Annotated in this window: 13 protein-coding genes, 1 tRNA gene and 1 pseudogene; 1 reads left to right on the top strand and 14 read right to left on the bottom strand. The window is 71.9% G+C overall.

The features are described 5' to 3' along the window. Positions 1 to 147 precede the first annotated feature (147 nt). The 13 genes from ACZ4M3_RS07680 to ACZ4M3_RS07620 form a co-directional block, all read right to left on the bottom strand. Positions 148 to 804, bottom strand: a complete 657-nt coding sequence (locus ACZ4M3_RS07680; protein ID WP_467730684.1) for an arsenate reductase/protein-tyrosine-phosphatase family protein — start codon at positions 802 to 804, stop codon at positions 148 to 150. Next, positions 801 to 1448, bottom strand: a complete 648-nt coding sequence (locus tag ACZ4M3_RS07675; RefSeq protein ID WP_190183433.1) for an L-threonylcarbamoyladenylate synthase — start codon at positions 1446 to 1448, stop codon at positions 801 to 803. Before ACZ4M3_RS07675 ends, ACZ4M3_RS07680 begins: the two co-directional genes overlap by 4 nt. A gap of 58 nt (positions 1449 to 1506) precedes the next feature. Then, a complete protein-coding gene (prmC, locus tag ACZ4M3_RS07670; protein ID WP_467730683.1) occupies positions 1507 to 2352 on the bottom strand; it encodes a peptide chain release factor N(5)-glutamine methyltransferase in 846 nt (281 codons plus the stop codon). Positions 2353 to 2427: 75 nt separating this feature from the next. Continuing rightward, positions 2428 to 3507: a peptide chain release factor 1 gene (gene prfA, locus ACZ4M3_RS07665; protein WP_467730682.1), complete on the bottom strand. Its 1080-nt coding sequence runs from the start codon at positions 3505 to 3507 to the stop codon at positions 2428 to 2430. Positions 3508 to 3616: 109 nt separating this feature from the next. Beyond that, positions 3617 to 3835 carry a 50S ribosomal protein L31 gene (gene rpmE / locus ACZ4M3_RS07660; protein WP_136215107.1) on the bottom strand — a complete coding sequence of 73 codons (219 nt, stop codon included), beginning with the start codon at positions 3833 to 3835 and terminating at the stop codon, positions 3617 to 3619. Between the two features lie 190 nt (positions 3836 to 4025). Beyond that, entirely contained in the window at positions 4026 to 5135 is a 1110-nt protein-coding gene (locus tag ACZ4M3_RS07655) for an LCP family protein (protein WP_467730681.1), read from the bottom strand. Positions 5136 to 5464: 329 nt separating this feature from the next. Further along, a complete protein-coding gene (rho, locus tag ACZ4M3_RS07650; protein WP_467730680.1) occupies positions 5465 to 7561 on the bottom strand; it encodes a transcription termination factor Rho in 2097 nt (698 codons plus the stop codon). A gap of 438 nt (positions 7562 to 7999) precedes the next feature. Further along, positions 8000 to 8926 (bottom strand): homoserine kinase, encoded by a 927-nt coding sequence (gene thrB, locus ACZ4M3_RS07645; protein WP_467730679.1) that lies wholly within the window; start codon positions 8924 to 8926, stop codon positions 8000 to 8002. Positions 8927 to 9262: 336 nt separating this feature from the next. Further along, positions 9263 to 10333, bottom strand: a complete 1071-nt coding sequence (gene thrC, locus ACZ4M3_RS07640) for a threonine synthase (RefSeq protein ID WP_467730678.1) — start codon at positions 10331 to 10333, stop codon at positions 9263 to 9265. A gap of 6 nt (positions 10334 to 10339) precedes the next feature. Beyond that, positions 10340 to 11632, bottom strand: coding sequence for a homoserine dehydrogenase (locus ACZ4M3_RS07635; RefSeq protein WP_467730677.1), 1293 nt, complete (start codon positions 11630 to 11632; stop codon positions 10340 to 10342). Between the two features lie 156 nt (positions 11633 to 11788). Next, entirely contained in the window at positions 11789 to 13180 is a 1392-nt protein-coding gene (gene lysA / locus ACZ4M3_RS07630) for a diaminopimelate decarboxylase (RefSeq protein ID WP_467730676.1), read from the bottom strand. A gap of 19 nt (positions 13181 to 13199) precedes the next feature. Beyond that, entirely contained in the window at positions 13200 to 14150 is a 951-nt protein-coding gene (gene nrtL, locus ACZ4M3_RS07625; protein WP_467730675.1) for an ArgS-related anticodon-binding protein NrtL, read from the bottom strand. 78 nt (positions 14151 to 14228) lie between these two features. Then, entirely contained in the window at positions 14229 to 14753 is a 525-nt protein-coding gene (locus ACZ4M3_RS07620; RefSeq protein ID WP_467730834.1) for a response regulator, read from the bottom strand. 52 nt (positions 14754 to 14805) lie between these two features. Here ACZ4M3_RS07620 and ACZ4M3_RS07615 point away from each other — a divergent pair. After that, a tRNA-Arg gene (locus ACZ4M3_RS07615) sits at positions 14806 to 14877 on the top strand. A 179-nt stretch (positions 14878 to 15056) separates the two neighbouring features. Here ACZ4M3_RS07615 and ACZ4M3_RS07610 read toward each other — a convergent pair. Beyond that, positions 15057 to 15674 (bottom strand): annotated as a pseudogene (locus tag ACZ4M3_RS07610) (phosphoribosyltransferase); the annotation flags it as partial. Between the last annotated feature and the right edge of the window lie 54 nt (positions 15675 to 15728).

The raw sequence follows: 15728 nt of genomic DNA, 5'->3' as shown, positions 1-15728 counted from the left end.
AGCGGGAAGCGGTAACACCCGTCAGGGCCGTGACCACGGGGTCCAGCGCCTGGATGAACCCCACCCTCAACGCGCCCCTCGCACCACTCGACCCCGGAGGACCTCCCGGGCATCGCGCCGCTGCGCCAGCCTCCGGCCGCCGGGCCGTCAGCGGGAAGCGGTAACGCCCGTCAGGGCCGTGACCACGGGGTCCAGCGCCTGGTTGATCTCGTCGCCGATCGAGCGGAAGAAGGTGATCGGGGCCCCGTACGGGTCGTACACCTCGTCCGCGTCGGCGGACGGCGCCAGCAGCCACCCGCGCAGCGCCGCGGCCGCCCGGACCAGGGCCCGCGCGCGCTCCGCCATGCCGTCGTCCAGCGGCGGCAGCGTGGCCGGGTCTATCGCCCGAACCAGCCGGGTGAACTCCTTCAGCGTGAAGGTCCGCAATCCCGCGGAGTGCCCCATGGAGATGACCTGCGCCCGGTGGTCCCGGGTGGCCGTCAGCACCAGGTCGGCCCGGATGACGTGCTCGTCCAGCAGCTCCCGCCCCGTGAAGCCGGAGGCGTCCGCCCCGAAGTCCGCCAGCACGGCCGCCGCGTTGGCCTCCATCGGGGCGCCCTCGTGGCCCCACGTGCCGGCGCTCTCCACGATGAGGTCCCCGCTGACGAGACCGCCCAGCCGGTGCGCCAGGGCGTGCCGCGTCAGCCGCTCGGTGATCGGCGAGCGGCACACGTTCCCGGTGCTGACGTGGAGTATGCGGAAGACATCTCCACCAGCCTCCGCCGGAAGACGCCCCGTTGCTATGCCACGCCCCTGAGGGCTCACGGGGCCACCTCGAGGTCGGGTACGACCTCCCGCAGCTGCTCGGCGGTCAGTGCACCCTCGCGCAGCAACAGGGGAACCTTCCCCGTGACGTCGACGATCGAGGACGGCTGGATCCCCGGGGTGGGGCCGCCGTCCAGGTACACCGACACCGCGTCGCCCAGCATCGCGCGCGCGGCGTCGCAGTCCTCCGGCGCCGGGTGGCCGGTCAGGTTCGCCGAGGAGACGGCCATCGGGCCGACCTCGGTCAGCAGCTCGATCGCCACGGGGTGCAGCGGCATGCGTACGGCGACGGTCCCGCGGGTCTCCCCCAGGTCCCAGGCCAGCGAGGGCTGGTGCTTGGCGACGAGGGTCAGCGCGCCCGGCCAGAACGCGTCGACCAGCTCCCACGCCTGCTCGGAGAAGTCCGTGACGAGGCCGTGCAGGGTGTTCGGGGACCCGATGAGGACGGGGGTGGGCATGTTGCGGCCGCGCCCCTTGGCGGCGAGCAGGTCACCGACCGCCTCCGCGCTGAAGGCGTCCGCGCCGATCCCGTACAGGGTGTCGGTGGGCAGCACGACGAGCTCGCCGCGGCGCACTGCGGATGCGGCTTCACGCAGGCCCGTCTTGCGGTCCGTGGCATCGTTGCAGTCGTATCGCCGGGCCATCAGCGGGCCTCCTCAAGCAGCGGGGTGGTGACGTTTTCCGGGAGTGGGGTCGCGCGGATCACGGCATGGCCTTGCGGGCGGTCGCGAAGCGCGGGCGGTTGTTGAGGTCGGGGTGGTCGGCGGCGTCGGCCCAGCCCCGCTCCTCGGCGAAGATCCACGGGACCTGGCCGCCCTGCGTGTCGGCGTGCTCGATGACGACGATGCCGCCGGGCCGCAGCAGCCGGTGCGCGGTGCGCTCGATGCCCCGGATGGTGTCCAGGCCGTCCTCGCCGGAGAACAGCGCCATCTCCGGGTCGTGGTCGCGGGCCTCGGGGGCGACGTACTCCCACTCGGTGAGCGGGATGTACGGCGGATTGGAGATGACGAGGTCGACCTGGCCGTCCAGCTCCGGCAGCGCGCTGAGCGCGTCGCCCTGGTGGACGGTGACCCGGGAGCCCTCGGCGTTCTTACGGGTCCACCGCAGGGCTTCCTCGGACAGCTCGACCGCGTGGACGCGCGAGCGCGGCACCTCCTGCGCCATGGCCAGCGCGATGGCGCCGGAGCCCGCGCAGAGGTCCACGATCAGCGGCTCGACCACGTCCATGGCCCGGACGGCGTGTATGGCCCAGTCCACGACCGACTCGGTCTCGGGCCGGGGTACGAAGACCCCGGGCCCGACCTGGAGCTCCAGGTACCGGAAGAAGGCGCGCCCGGTGATGTGCTGGAGCGGCTCGCGCGCCTCGCGGCGGGCGACGGCCTCCCAGTAGCGGGCGTCGAAGTCCGCGTCCTTGACGTGGTGCAGTTCCCCCCGCTTGACGCCGTGCACGAAGGCCGCGAGTTCCTCCGCGTCGAAGCGCGGTGAGGGCACGCCGGCGGCGGCCAGCCGCTGGGTGGCCTGGGCCACCTCGGCAAGCAGCAAGTTCACGCTGGTCCTCCGGGCTGCTGTCGTACGGGGGTGGAGCGGGGGGTCAGGCAGGCGCCGCGGTCAGGCGGCCGCGGTTCAGTGCGCGGCCGCGAGCTTGGCGGCGGAGTCCGTGTCGACGCAGGCCTGGATGACCGCGTCGAGGTCTCCGTCGAGCACCTGGTCCAAGTTGTACGCCTTGAAGCCGGTCCGGTGGTCCGAGATCCGGTTTTCCGGGTAGTTGTACGTGCGGATCTTCTCGGAGCGGTCCACGGAGCGCACCTGGCTGCGGCGCACGTCGGAGGCTTCCTGCTCGGCGGCTTCCTGGGCCGCGGCGAGCAGCCTGGACCGCAGGATGCGCATCGCCTGCTCCTTGTTCTGGAGCTGGCTCTTCTCGTTCTGGCAGGAGGCGACCACACCGGTCGGGATGTGCGTGATGCGCACGGCCGAGTCGGTGGTGTTGACGGACTGGCCGCCGGGGCCCGACGAGCGGTACACGTCGATGCGGAGGTCGTTCATGTTGATCTCGACCTCGACCTCCTCGGCCTCCGGGGTGACGAGCACGCCCGCGGCGGAGGTGTGGATGCGGCCCTGGGACTCGGTGGCCGGAACCCGCTGGACGCGGTGCACGCCGCCCTCGTACTTGAGGCGGGCCCAGACGCCCTGGCCGGGCTCGGTGGCACCGTTGCCGCCCTTGGTGCGGACGGAGACCTGGACGTCCTTGTAGCCGCCGAGTTCGGACTCGGTGGCGTCGATGATCTCGGTCTTCCAGCCCACGCGCTCGGCGTAGCGCAGGTACATGCGCAGCAGGTCGCCGGCGAACAGGGCGGACTCGTCGCCGCCCGCGCCCGCCTTGACCTCCAGGAGCACGTCCTTGTCGTCGCTGGGGTCGCGCGGGACGAGCAGCAGGCGGAGCTTCTCGGTGAGCTCTTCGCGCTGGGCGCTCAGTTCCTTGACCTCGGCGGCGAAGTCGGGGTCGACGGCCGCGAACTCCTTGGCCGTCTCGATGTCCTCGGCGGACTGCTTCCAGGCGCGGAAGGTCGCGACGATCGGGGTCAGCTCCGCGTAGCGCTTGTTGAGCTTGCGCGCGTTGGCCTGATCCGAGTGGACCGAAGGGTCGGCGAGCTTCTTCTCAAGGTCGGCGTGCTCGCCGACCAGTTCCTCGACCGCCTCGAACATCGGGGGCTCCTGTGGTGAAAGTGAAGAAAGGGCTGCGGGACGAGAAAGGCGCCGGGCCCGGCTGCCCGCGCGTGACGCGGTGCAGCCGGGGTCCGGCGCCGGAGGCTCGCTACTTCGAGCCGGCAGCCTTGCCGAAGCGGGCCTCGAAGCGGGCCACACGGCCACCGGTGTCGAGGATCTTCTGCTTGCCCGTGTAGAACGGGTGGCACTCGGAGCAGACCTCGGCACGGATGGTGCCGTCGGTCAGGGTGCTACGGGTGGTGAACGACGCGCCACAGGTGCAGCTGACCTGGGTCTCGACGTACTCGGGGTGAACATCGCGCTTCAAGGTGTCTCCTAGATTCGGGAGGGCGCCGGGTCGCAGGGGCCGAATTGCGCGCTGCGTGAACCGGGGCCGACAGACCAGTCTGCCAGGACCGGGCCGCCTGTCAAAATTCTGAGGACACCCTCCTCAACGGGAGGGGGTGGGCATCTATTCCACCCGGCAGGGAAACCCCCGCGACCAGGCTTTTCCGGTCCTACTGCGACTGGACGATGCCGCCGGCGGAGCCCTTGTCACCCATGGAGGCGGCCGTCGCGTCGGCGGGGATCGGCTGGTCCGCGAGCAGGGCGTCCCAGACCATCTTGGATTCCTTGGCGAGCGGGGCGACCCGGTCGTGGTCGAGGGCGTCCTCGGTCACCGGCATGGTGATCATCTGGAGGCCCTGGGAGTCGATGCCGCGCAGGCTCTGGGCGAAGCCCAGGAGCGACTTCACGTCGCCGAGCTGCTTGTCGGTGGTGAGCGCCTTGGTTCCGGTGTCGGCGAGGTCGAGCAGCCGCTTGGGGTTGTCGAACACGCCGATCCCCTTGACCTGCTTGATCAGCGCCTTCATGAAGGCCTGCTGGAGCTGTATTCGGCCGAGGTCGCTGCCGTCGCCGACGCTCTTGCGGGTACGGACGAGACCGAGGGCCTGTTCGCCGTTCAGCTTGTTGGGGCCCGCGGGCAGATCGAGGTGGCTGGAACCGTCCTTGATCGGCTTGGTGGTGGTCACCTCGACACCGCCGAGGTTGTCGATGATCTTCTTGAAGCCCGTGAAGTCGACCTCGATGTAGTGGTCCATGCGGATCCCCGACATCTTCTCGACGGTCTTGACCGCGCAGGCGGCCCCGCCGATGGTGAACGACTCGTTGAACTGGGAGCGCGAGCTGCCCCGGTCGGTCTTCCCGTTCGCCGTCTGGCAGGCGGGGCGGTTGACCATGGTGTCGCGCGGGATCGAGATGACGCTGGCCTTGTGGTGGCCCTCGTAGAGGTGGACGATCATCGCCGTGTCGGAGCGGGCGGACCCGCCGTCGTCCCGGCCGTACTCGGCGTTCGCCCCGCCGCGGGAGTCCGAGCCGAGGACGAGGATGTCCATCGAGCCGTTGTCCACGTTCTGGGGGCGGTCCTTGCCGAGCGCCGCGTCGATGTCGACCGTCTTCAGGTTCCCGTTGAACTTGAAGTAGAAGTAGCCCACGCCCGCGCCGCCCAGCACCACCACGCCGGCGGCCGTCCACGCGACGACGGTGAGGCCCTTGCGGCGCTTCGGCGCTTTCCTTCGGCGCCGGCTGCCCGCGGCGCGGCGGCCGCGGCCCCTCGTGTCCTCGCTCATGCTCTCCTCGGTCCCCGGCCCGCTTCCGCGACCCGTCCGGCCTGTCTGCGACCCCCGCTGTTCTCTGACACAGACGGAGGAACGCCTACCAGGGTTCCACGGGCCCGGCCGGGCGCCGAACGCGGTGCGCGGACGGCCCGGCGCGGGGGCGACGGGGTGTGACGCCGCGCTTACCGCCCGTACGCCGAACGCGGACGAAAGGGATGGCGGGGGCGCCCGCCGGCCGGGCGGCGGTGTGGCGAAGGTCGCAGCACGCGCACGCAACGGGACCGCCCCCGTCGCGGCTGCGACGGGGGCGGTCCCGTAAGACGGTCCGGCTACGGCGACGGTCAGTCGTCGTTCTTGCCCGCCGGGGTCGTCTTGGCGATCTGCATCAGGAACTCGGCGTTCGACTTCGTCTGCTTCATCTTGTCGAGGAGCAGCTCGATCGCCTGCTGCGAGTCGAGCGCGTGCAGCACCCGGCGCAGCTTCCAGACGATGGCGAGCTCCTCCGCGTTGAGGAGGATCTCCTCCTTGCGCGTGCCCGACGGGTCGACGTCGACGGCCGGGAAGATGCGCTTGTCGGCGAGCTTGCGGTCGAGCTTGAGCTCCATGTTGCCGGTGCCCTTGAACTCCTCGAAGATCACCTCGTCCATGCGCGAGCCGGTGTCGACCAGCGCGGTGGCCAGGATGGTCAGCGAGCCGCCGTCCTCGATGTTGCGCGCGGCACCGAAGAAGCGCTTCGGCGGGTACAGCGCGGTCGAGTCGACACCACCGGACAGGATGCGGCCGGAGGCGGGGGCGGCGAGGTTGTACGCGCGGCCCAGGCGGGTGATGGAGTCCAGCAGGACGACCACGTCGTGACCCAGCTCGACGAGCCGCTTGGCGCGCTCGATGGCCAGCTCGGCGACGGTGGTGTGGTCCTCGGCCGGACGGTCGAAGGTCGAGGAGATGACCTCGCCCTTGACCGACCGCTGCATATCGGTGACCTCTTCCGGACGCTCGTCGACCAGGACGACCATCAGGTGGCACTCGGGGTTGTTCGTGGTGATCGCGTTCGCGATCGCCTGCATGATCATGGTCTTGCCGGTCTTCGGCGGGGCCACGATCAGACCGCGCTGGCCCTTGCCGATCGGCGACACGAGGTCGATGATCCGGGTGGTCAGCACGCCCGGGTCGGTCTCCAGACGGAGCCGGTCCTGCGGGTACAGGGGGGTCAGCTTCTGGAACTCCGGGCGGCCGCGGCCCGATTCGGGCGCCATGCCGTTCACCGAGTCCAGGCGCACGAGGGCGTTGAACTTCTCGCGGCGCTCGCCGTCCTTGGGCTGGCGCACCGCGCCGGTGGTGTGGTCGCCCTTGCGCAGCCCCGCCTTGCGGACCTGGGCGAGCGAGACGTACACGTCGTTCGGGCCGGGCAGGTAGCCGGAGGTCCGGATGAACGCGTAGTTGTCGAGGATGTCGAGGATGCCCGCGACGGGGATCAGGACGTCGTCGTCGGCGACCTGCGGCTCGCTCGGGGCGAACTCGTCGCGCCCGCGACGGCCACGGCGGTCGCGGTAGCGGCCGCGCCGGCCGCGCCGGCCGTCCTCGGAGTCGAAGTCGTCCTGCGGACCGTTGTCCTGACGGCCCTGCTGGCCCTGCTGACCCTGGCCGCGGCCGCCCTGCTGCTGACGGTCGCCGCGGTCCTGCCGGTCCTGACGGCCGCCCTGACCACCCTGGCCCTGGGCCTGGCCGCCCTGGGCCTGGCCGCCCTGGCCCTGCTCGTCGGTCTTGGCACCGCGCTCGCGGCGGTCGCGCTGGCGCTCGCCGCGCTCGCCCCGGTCACGGTCGCGGCGGTCCCGGCGGCCGCGGCCCTCGCCGGCCTCCTGGAGCTGCGTCTGCCCCTGGCCCTGCGCGGAGACGGCGGTCGCGGCCTCCACCTTGACCTCGGTCTGGGCGGCGGGGGCGGTGTCGGTCTTCTGCTCGACCTGGACGGCGACGGGCGCCGTGGACTCCGGGCTGCCGGAGGGGGCGGTGGCCCGACGGCGGCGGCGCTCGCCGACCGGGGCGTCGTCGCTGGCCGGCTGGCCGGGGATCTCGATCTGAGCCTGCGCGGCAGGCTTCTCGGCGGGCGCCTCGGCGGCGGCCTCACCCGTGCGGGCCTTGCTGGTGGCGCGGCGCTTCGGCTTGGCCTCGGCGGTGTCCGCGGCGGAGGCGGCGGCCTTGGGGGCGCTTCCGCCCGCCTGCGCCTCCTTGATGACCTCGATCAGCTGGCTCTTGCGCATCCGCGCGGTGCCCCTGATACCGAGGCCCGACGCGACCTGCTGGAGCTCGGCCAGGACCATGCCGTCAAGGCCGGTGCCGGAGCGGCGCCGCCGTCCGGCAGTGGCAGCCGCGGCACCCGCGGCGGGGGCACTGGTGTCGACGTTGGTGTCGGCAGCGCCCATCAGATCGGTGGTGTCGCTCACGAAGGGTCCTTCCCTGGAGCGGACGTCGGCCTGTCTGGCTCGGCGACCGGTTGTGCTGTCCGACGACAGTCCGTGACCTGATGGGGCGTGGACTGCAGCCGGGGCGGTGGTCCGCCGGTAGAAATACGGCGGAGAGAAACGTGCGTGCTGGTTCCGGCGAGAAGCCCCCGAGCTGGAAGCGTGGGAATGTCACGCCGATTCCGGAGCGTGCTCGAAACTGCTGGAAGCGATCAGAGCAGTCGGGGAGGCTCCCGGAAGAAAGGTGGTCCCGAATGGGGACACTGAGCACCGAGCCATGGCGGCTTCGGATGCGCACTTGAGATTAACACTACCGGATCCAACAGACATTCCCCCTCTCAATCACCGGCAATCACGCCTTCCGCGCGGTCGGCCTGCCCAGCCGCCGCACCGGCACCCTGGCCGGCCGGGCCCGTGGGCCTAGCCGCCCTGGGTGCCCAGCGGAAGAACGCTCGCGCCCGGGACGTCGAGGGCCAGCCGGTTGGCCGCCCACCCCTCGCCCGCGAGCTGCGCGACCTTGTCGGCCGCACCGTTGTCGACCAGCGCGAGGACCGTGGGGCCCGCGCCGGAGATGACCGCGGGGATCCCGTCCGCCCGCAGCCGGGCCACGAGAGCCACGCTCTCGGGCATCGCCGGAGACCTGTACTCCTGGTGGAGCCGGTCCTCGGTGGCGGGCAGCAGCAACTCGGGACGCCTGGTCAGGGCTTCGACGAGCAGGGCCGCGCGACCCGCGTTGACGGCCGCGTCCACATGCGGGACGGTGCGCGGCAGCAGGCCGCGCGCCGTCTCCGTGAGGACCGGCTTGGAAGGCACGAAGACCACCGGAACGATGGAATCGGCGGGGTCCATCCGGATCGCCTTGGCGCTGCCGCCGTCCATCCAGGCGAGGGTGAAACCGCCGAGCAGGCACGCGGCGACGTTGTCGGGGTGCCCCTCGATCTCGGTGGCGAGTTCCAGCAACGCCGCGTCGTCGAGCCTGGCCTCCGCGCCTATGGTCACCGCGCGGGCGGCGACGATGCCGGCGCAGATCGCGGCGGAGGAGGAGCCGAGCCCGCGACCGTGCGGGATGCGGTTGGCGCAGACGACCTCCAGGCCGCGCGGCTGCCCGCCCAGCAGGTCGAAGGCGGTGCGCATGGAGCGTACGAGGAGGTGGCTCTCGTCGCGCGGGAGGTTTTCGGCGCCCTCACCGGCGATGTCGATGTTCAGGCCGGAGTCGGCGACCCGGACGACCACGTCGTCGTAGAGCCCCAGGGCCAGGCCGAGGGCATCGAAGCCGGGGCCGAGGTTGGCACTGCTGGCGGGGACGCGCACTCGTACTGCGGCGGCGCGGAACGCTGGACCTGCCATCGGTCGATGACACTCCTTGTGACTGTGCGAGATCTGGTGCTTGGCGGGATCTTCGCTGCGAATGTACTGGAGAACGTACGACACCCGAAGGCCCTCGGGGCAGCACCGCGGTCATATGCGCGGTGGCGGATGTAAGTACAGCCTATCGAAGGAAGGTTCCCTCGCGACATAGGGCGCACAGGAGGCGCACGATGCGTGTCGCGGACTTCCGTCGGTTCCAGTCGGTTCCTGTCGGTTCCTGCCGGACTTTTCGTGCCGTACGGACCGAGTTGCCGGATTCCGGGGTTCCCGGAATCCGGCGACACGGCGTGGAGCCCGCGCGGGGCGGGCTCCGGGTCAGATCAGGCCGAGCCGGACGGCCGCGGCCTCGGCGTCCACCGGGACGGTGACCGGCTGCGGGGCGCCGGCGACCGCCCAGTCGGGGTCCTTGAGGCCGTTGCCGGTGACCGTGCACACGATCGTCTGGCCGGGGTCGACCAGGCCGGCCTCGGCGGCCTTGAGCAGTCCGGCCACCGACGCGGCGGAGGCGGGCTCCACGAACACGCCCTCCTGCGCGGCCAACAGCCGGTACGCGGCCAGGATCTGTCGGTCCGTCACCTCGTCGATGAAGCCGCCGGACTCCTCGCGCGCCGCGAGGGCGAACTCCCAGGAGGCCGGGTTGCCGATGCGGATCGCCGTCGCGATGGTGTGCGGCTCCTTGACGACCTCGCCGCGCACGATGGGCGCGGAACCGGACGCCTGGAAGCCCCACACGCGGGGCGTACGGGAGGCCAGGCCGTCGGCCTTGTACTCCTTGAAGCCCTTCCAGTACGCGGTGATGTTGCCCGCGTTGCCGACCGGCAGCACGTGGATGTCCGGGGCGTCGCCCAGCGCGTCGACGATCTCGAACGCGGCCGTCTTCTGGCCCTCGATCCGGACCGGGTTGACGGAATTGACCAGGGCCACCGGGTAGTTGTCGGAGAGCGCGCGGGCCAGGTCCAGGCAGTCGTCGAAGTTGCCGTCCACCTGGAGGATCTTGGCGCCGTGCACCAGGGCCTGGCCCATCTTGCCGAGCGCGATCTTGCCGCGGGGCACGAGGACGGCCGAGACCATCCCGGCGCGCACCGCGTACGCGGCGGCGGAGGCGGAGGTGTTGCCCGTGGAGGCGCAGATGACCGCCTTGGCGCCCTCCTCCTTGGCCTTGGTGATCGCCATCGTCATGCCGCGGTCCTTGAAGGACCCGGTGGGGTTCGCGCCCTCGACCTTCAGGTGGACCTCACAGCCCGTGCGCTCGGAGAGCACCTGGGCCGGTACGAGGGGAGTGCCGCCCTCGCGGAGCGTGACCACGGGCGTCGCGTCCGTCACCGGCAGGCGGTCCCGGTACTCCTCGATGATGCCGCGCCACTGGTGGGTGCGATTGCTGCTCATGGGTCCTTACTCCCCTTCAACACGCATGATGCTGGCGACACCGCGCACGGTGTCCAGCTTCCGCAGCGCCTCGACGGTCCCGGAGAGGGCGGCGTCGGGAGCCCGGTGAGTGACGACGACGAGGGAGGCCTCGCCGTCCTTTCCCTGCTGGCGGACCGTGTCGATGGACACTCCGTGCTCCGCGAAGGTCGTCGCGACCTGGGCGAGGACGCCCGGCTTGTCGGCCACATCGAGGCTGATGTGGTAGCGCGTGACGACGTCCCCCATGGGGCTGACCGGCAGCTGGGTGTACGCCGACTCGCCGGGCCCCGTTGCCTCGGCGAGCTTGTTGCGGCAGACGGCGACGAGGTCGCCGAGGACCGCGGAGGCGGTCGGCGAGCCGCCCGCGCCGGGGCCGTAGAACATCAGCCGCCCGGCGGCCTCGGCCTCCACGAAGACCGCGTTGTACGCCTCGCGGACCGACGCCAGCGGGTGGCTGAGCGGGATCATCGCCGGGTGCACGCGCGCGGTCACCGACTGGCCGTCGGCGGCCCGCTCCAGGATGGCGAGGAGCTTGATGGTGCAGCCCATGCGCTTGGCGGAGGCGAAGTCGGCGGCGCTGACCTCGGTCATGCCCTCGCGGTAGACGTCGTCCAGCCGGACCCGGGTGTGGAAGGCGATACCGGCCAGGATCGCGGCCTTGGCTGCGGCGTCGTAGCCCTCGACGTCGGCGGTGGGGTCGGCCTCGGCGTAACCGAGGGCGGTGGCCTCGTCCAGCGCCTCCTGGTAGCCGGCGCCCGTCGAGTCCATCTTGTCCAGGATGAAGTTGGTCGTGCCGTTGACGATGCCCATGACCCGGTTGATCTTGTCGCCCGCGAGGGACTCGCGCATCGGGCGGACCAGCGGGATCGCGCCGGCCACGGCGGCCTCGTAGTACAGGTCCAGCCCGGCCTCGTCCGCCGCGGCGTGCAGCGCGGCGCCGTCCTGGGCGAGCAGCGCCTTGTTCGCGGAGACGACGGAGATGCCGTGCTCGAAAGCGGTGGTGATCAGGCCGCGGGCCGGCTCGATGCCGCCGATGACCTCGATGGCGATGTCGATGTCGCCGCGTTTGAGCAGGGCGGTCGCATCGGTGGTGATCAGGGCGGGGTCGATGCCCTCGCGGACCTTGGAGGGGCGGCGCACGGCGACGCCGGCCAGTTCGACGGGCGCGCCGATCCTGGCCGTCAGGTCTGCGGCGTGCGTCGTCATGATGCGCGCCACCTCTGAGCCGACCACACCACAGCCCAGCAGCGCCACCTTCAGCGGACGCGTACGCATCATTCGACCTACGCCTTTCGATCTTTCATCGCCACCCGGCACGCGGTTTGCGTGCCAGGTCTGACCAGTCTCACGCAATGGACAGTAGTTTCCATCCTCGGTCCATTGAGTGAGACGTCCATTTTGGGGGCCCGGGGGCCCGCGCCAGAAATAGCGCCGTCATCCGAGGTCGAGACGCAGGAGATCTTCCTCCGTCTCGCGCCGGACGATCACCCGGGCCTGTCCGTCGCGCACGGCGACCACGGGCGGGCGCAGCGCGTGGTTGTAGTTGCTGGCCATCGAGCGGCAGTACGCGCCGGTGGCCGGGACCGCGATCAGGTCGCCGGGGGCGAGGTCCGCCGGGAGGAAGGCGTCCTTGACCACGATGTCGCCGCTCTCGCAGTGCTTGCCGACGACGCGCACCAGCATCGGCTCGGCGTCCGAGACGCGGGAGACGAGCGTCACCGCGTACTCGGCGTCGTAGAGGGCGGTGCGGATGTTGTCCGACATCCCGCCGTCGACGCTGACGTACGTCCGCAGCCCCTCCAGCGGCTTGATGGTGCCGACCTCGTACAGGGTGAAGGCGGTCGGGCCGACGATCGCGCGGCCGGGCTCGACGGAGATCCTGGGGGCGCGCAGCCCCGCCGCCTCGCACTCCCGCGCCACGATCTCGTGCAGGGCCTTGGCGATCTCGTGCGGCTCGCGGGGGTCGTCGGCGGAGGTGTAGGCGATGCCGAGGCCGCCGCCGAGGTCGATCTCGGGCAGCTCGACGCCGTGCTCGTCGCGGACGGCGGCGAGCAGCCGCACGACCCGCTTCGCGGACACCTCGAAACCGGCCATGTCGAAGATCTGCGAACCGATGTGGGAGTGGACGCCGAGGAGCTCCAGCGAGTCGTGCCCGAGCGCCCGGCGGACGGCCTCGGCGGCGGACCCGTCGGCCACCGCGATGCCGAACTTCTGGTCCTCGTGCGCCGTGGCGATGAACTCGTGCGTGTGCGCTTCGACGCCGACGGTGACGCGGATCTGCACCGGCTGGCGCACGCCCAGGCCGGCGGCGATGTGCGCGACGCGGGCGATCTCCTGGAAGGAGTCGAGCACGATGCGTCCGACCCGGGCCTCGACGGCGCGGGTGATCTCCGCGACGGACTTGTTGTTGCCGTGGAACGCGATCCGCTCGGCGGGCATCCCGGCGGCGAGCGCGGTGGTGAGCTCGCCCCCGGAGCACACGTCGAGGTTGAGCCCTTCTTCCCGCAGCCACTTCACGACGGCCTTGGAGAGGAACGCCTTGCCCGCGTAGAACACGTCGGCGTCGGCGCCGAAGGCGTGCGCCCAGGCGCGGCAGCGCTCGCGGAAGTCCTCTTCGTCGAGGAAGTAGGCGGGGGTGCCGAACTCCGCGGCCAGCTCGGTGACTTCGATCCCGCCCACGGTCACGACGCCGTCGGCGTTGCGGGTGACGGTGCGCGACCAGACCTTCTCGTCGAGGACGTTGAGGTCGGCGGGCGGCGGCGCGTAGTGGCCCTCGGGCAGGACGTCGGCGTGGCGGGGCCCGGCGGGGTGCGCGGAACGGCTCATCGGAATCTCTCTTCGCAGGTCACAGGCGTTCGGGGGCAGCTATGCCGAGCAGGGACAGGCCGCCGGCCAGCACCGTCCCGGCGGCTTCGGCGAGGGCCAGCCGGGCGCGGTGGGCGGCCGAGGGTTTCTCGTCTCCCTTGGGGAGCACGTCGTACTGGAAGTCGAGCAGGGCGTCGGCCATCCGGACGAGCTGGCGCACGAGCCGCTCGGGCGCGCGGTGGTGGGCGGCGGCTTCGAGGGCGAGGGGGTGGTCGGCGAGGGCGCGCAGCAGCGCGTCGGCGCCTGCGCCGTCGACGGCCCCCGGCTCCGGCTGGAAGCCGAGGCGGGCGGCGTTGCGCAGCAGGGCCCGGGTGCGGGCGTATCCGTAGCGCACCCGGAAGAACTCGCTCGACTCGTCCTGGACGAGGAGCCGACCGGAGAAGGAGGGGGTCTCGTGCGCCGGGACGGCGAGCATGGCCCAGCGGGCGGCGTCGGCGCCGTAGCCGGCGAAGACGTCCCCTTCCTTCTCGGGCACGGGGGCGATCCGCGGTACGCCCTGGTCGGGGTCCCCGCCGAGCCGCCGGACGGCCTCCCGCACGACATCGGCCCGGGTCCCGGCGGCCGTGACCGTGACGGCCTGCGGGGGGCACCCGTACCGGGGGCCGCGGGTGCGCACGTCCCGTACGAGGGCTTCGGCGGACGGCCGTCCCATGACGAAGTTCAGGAACCCGGCGCCGGTGACCTCGACCTTCTCGATCCCGGGCGCCTGCGCCAGCCGGCGGGCGAGCACGCGGGCGACGTCCGCGGGGGCCCGTCCGGCGCTCTTGGCGAGGGGGAAGGCGACGGCGGTGGCGTACTCCCCCACCCCGCCGGGCCGGGTCCGGTCGACGACCACCCGCTGCGGCGGCTCCGCCCCGGCGGGCAGCTCCCCGTCCTCGACGGCGCCGCGCACGGCGCGCGCGACGGTACGGGAGAGGTCGGCGGGGGTCACGGGACCAGCCTAGGGGAGAACCTCCCGCGTCATGTGAAGGGTTTCGCCATGTGAACAGCGCTGCCGGCGGACACCCCTCTACCCCCGCCCGGTCCCGGCGGGGGCCCCTTCCCGCTCGCGCCGGTCGCGGCGCTCGACCAGCCGCCGTACGACCCGGACCAGCTCGGCGGGCTCGAACGGCTTCGCGAGGAAGGCGTCGACCCCGGCGGTGACCCCGGCCTCCATCTCGTGCTGCGTACAGGCGCTGACCATGGCGAGCGGCACGTCCCGCGTCCGCGGATCGGCCCGCAGCCGCGCGGCGGTCCCGAACCCGTCCAGCCGGGGCATGACCACATCGAGGGTGATCACGTCGGGACACACGCGGTGGACGATGTCCAGGCACTCGGCACCATCGTTCGCGGTCACGACCTCGAAGCCCTCCAGCTCGAGATTGACCTTGATCAGCTGCCGGATGACCTTGTTGTCGTCGACAACAAGCACCCGGCCCGAGGCGCCTGGCACAACTCGAGAGTAGGTCCGCCTAAGCCTCCGCGTCCGGGTTTTCCCCACTTCCACCCCCTCCGGGCGACCCGCCCCTCCCGCCCCCGCCAAACCGTTTCTGATCACCGCCCGCGAGCTGGTAGGGTTCAACCCGTCGCCGCAACGCGAACGACACGCCCCCGTAGCTCAGGGGATAGAGCAACGGCCTCCGGAGCCGTGTGCGCAGGTTCGAATCCTGCCGGGGGCACTTCGCAAGGAGTGCCCAAAGACCCCGCCATCAGCGCCAGCGCTGAGGACGGGGTCTTCGCGTATGTGCGGTCAGGGCCCCATGTGACCTGTTGCCCGGTCCACTTGTGGGTCAGGGGGTTTGCCGCGTCGGCCAGTGTCGGTCCTGGGAAAGGGCGTTGGCTACGGCGGGGGTGGGGTCAGGAGGGTGATGACCTGGGTGTCCGGGGTTTGGGAGAAGTCCGCGTACCACTGGCCCACCGAGGAGAAGGCCGGTGGGGTGGAGAGGCAGACCAGGGCGTCCGCCGAGGTGGAGAGGCGGGCGGCGGCGTCCGGTGGGGCCACCGGGGCGGCCATGACGACGTGGGTCGCGCCCTGGGCGCGGACGACCTCGCAGGCGGCGGCCGCCGTGGCGCCGGTGGCGATGCCGTCGTCGACCAGGATCGCCGTGCGGCCCGCGACGGGCAGCCGGGGGCGGCCCGCGCGGAAGCGGTGGGCCTGGGCGGTGAGCGCGGCCCGCTCCGCGTCTTCGACCGCCGCCATGTCCTCGGGGCGGAGCCGGGCGCGGCGGACGACATCCTCGTTGATCACCCGTACGCCGCCTTCACCGAGGGCGCCGAACGCCAGCTCGCGGTGGCCCGGCACGCCCAGCTTGCGTACGACGATCACGTCGAGCGGGGCGTCGAGCGCCCGGGCCACGTGGAACGCCACCGGGACCCCGCCCCGGGGCAGGCCGAGCACCACCGGGTGGCGGGGTCCGTAGGGGCGCAGGGCCTCGGCCAGGCGGCGGCCGGCGTCGTCGCGGTCGGTGAACAGCACCCTTCGAACCAACGCCCCGCGGCGCCGTCGCGCAACTCGTACGAAGTACGAAGG

The sequence above is a fragment of the Streptomyces sp. NPDC026522 genome (assembly GCF_055567555.1).
The sequence above is the reverse complement of the archived record's forward strand: the minus strand, read 5'-3'. Positions and strand labels throughout refer to the sequence as shown.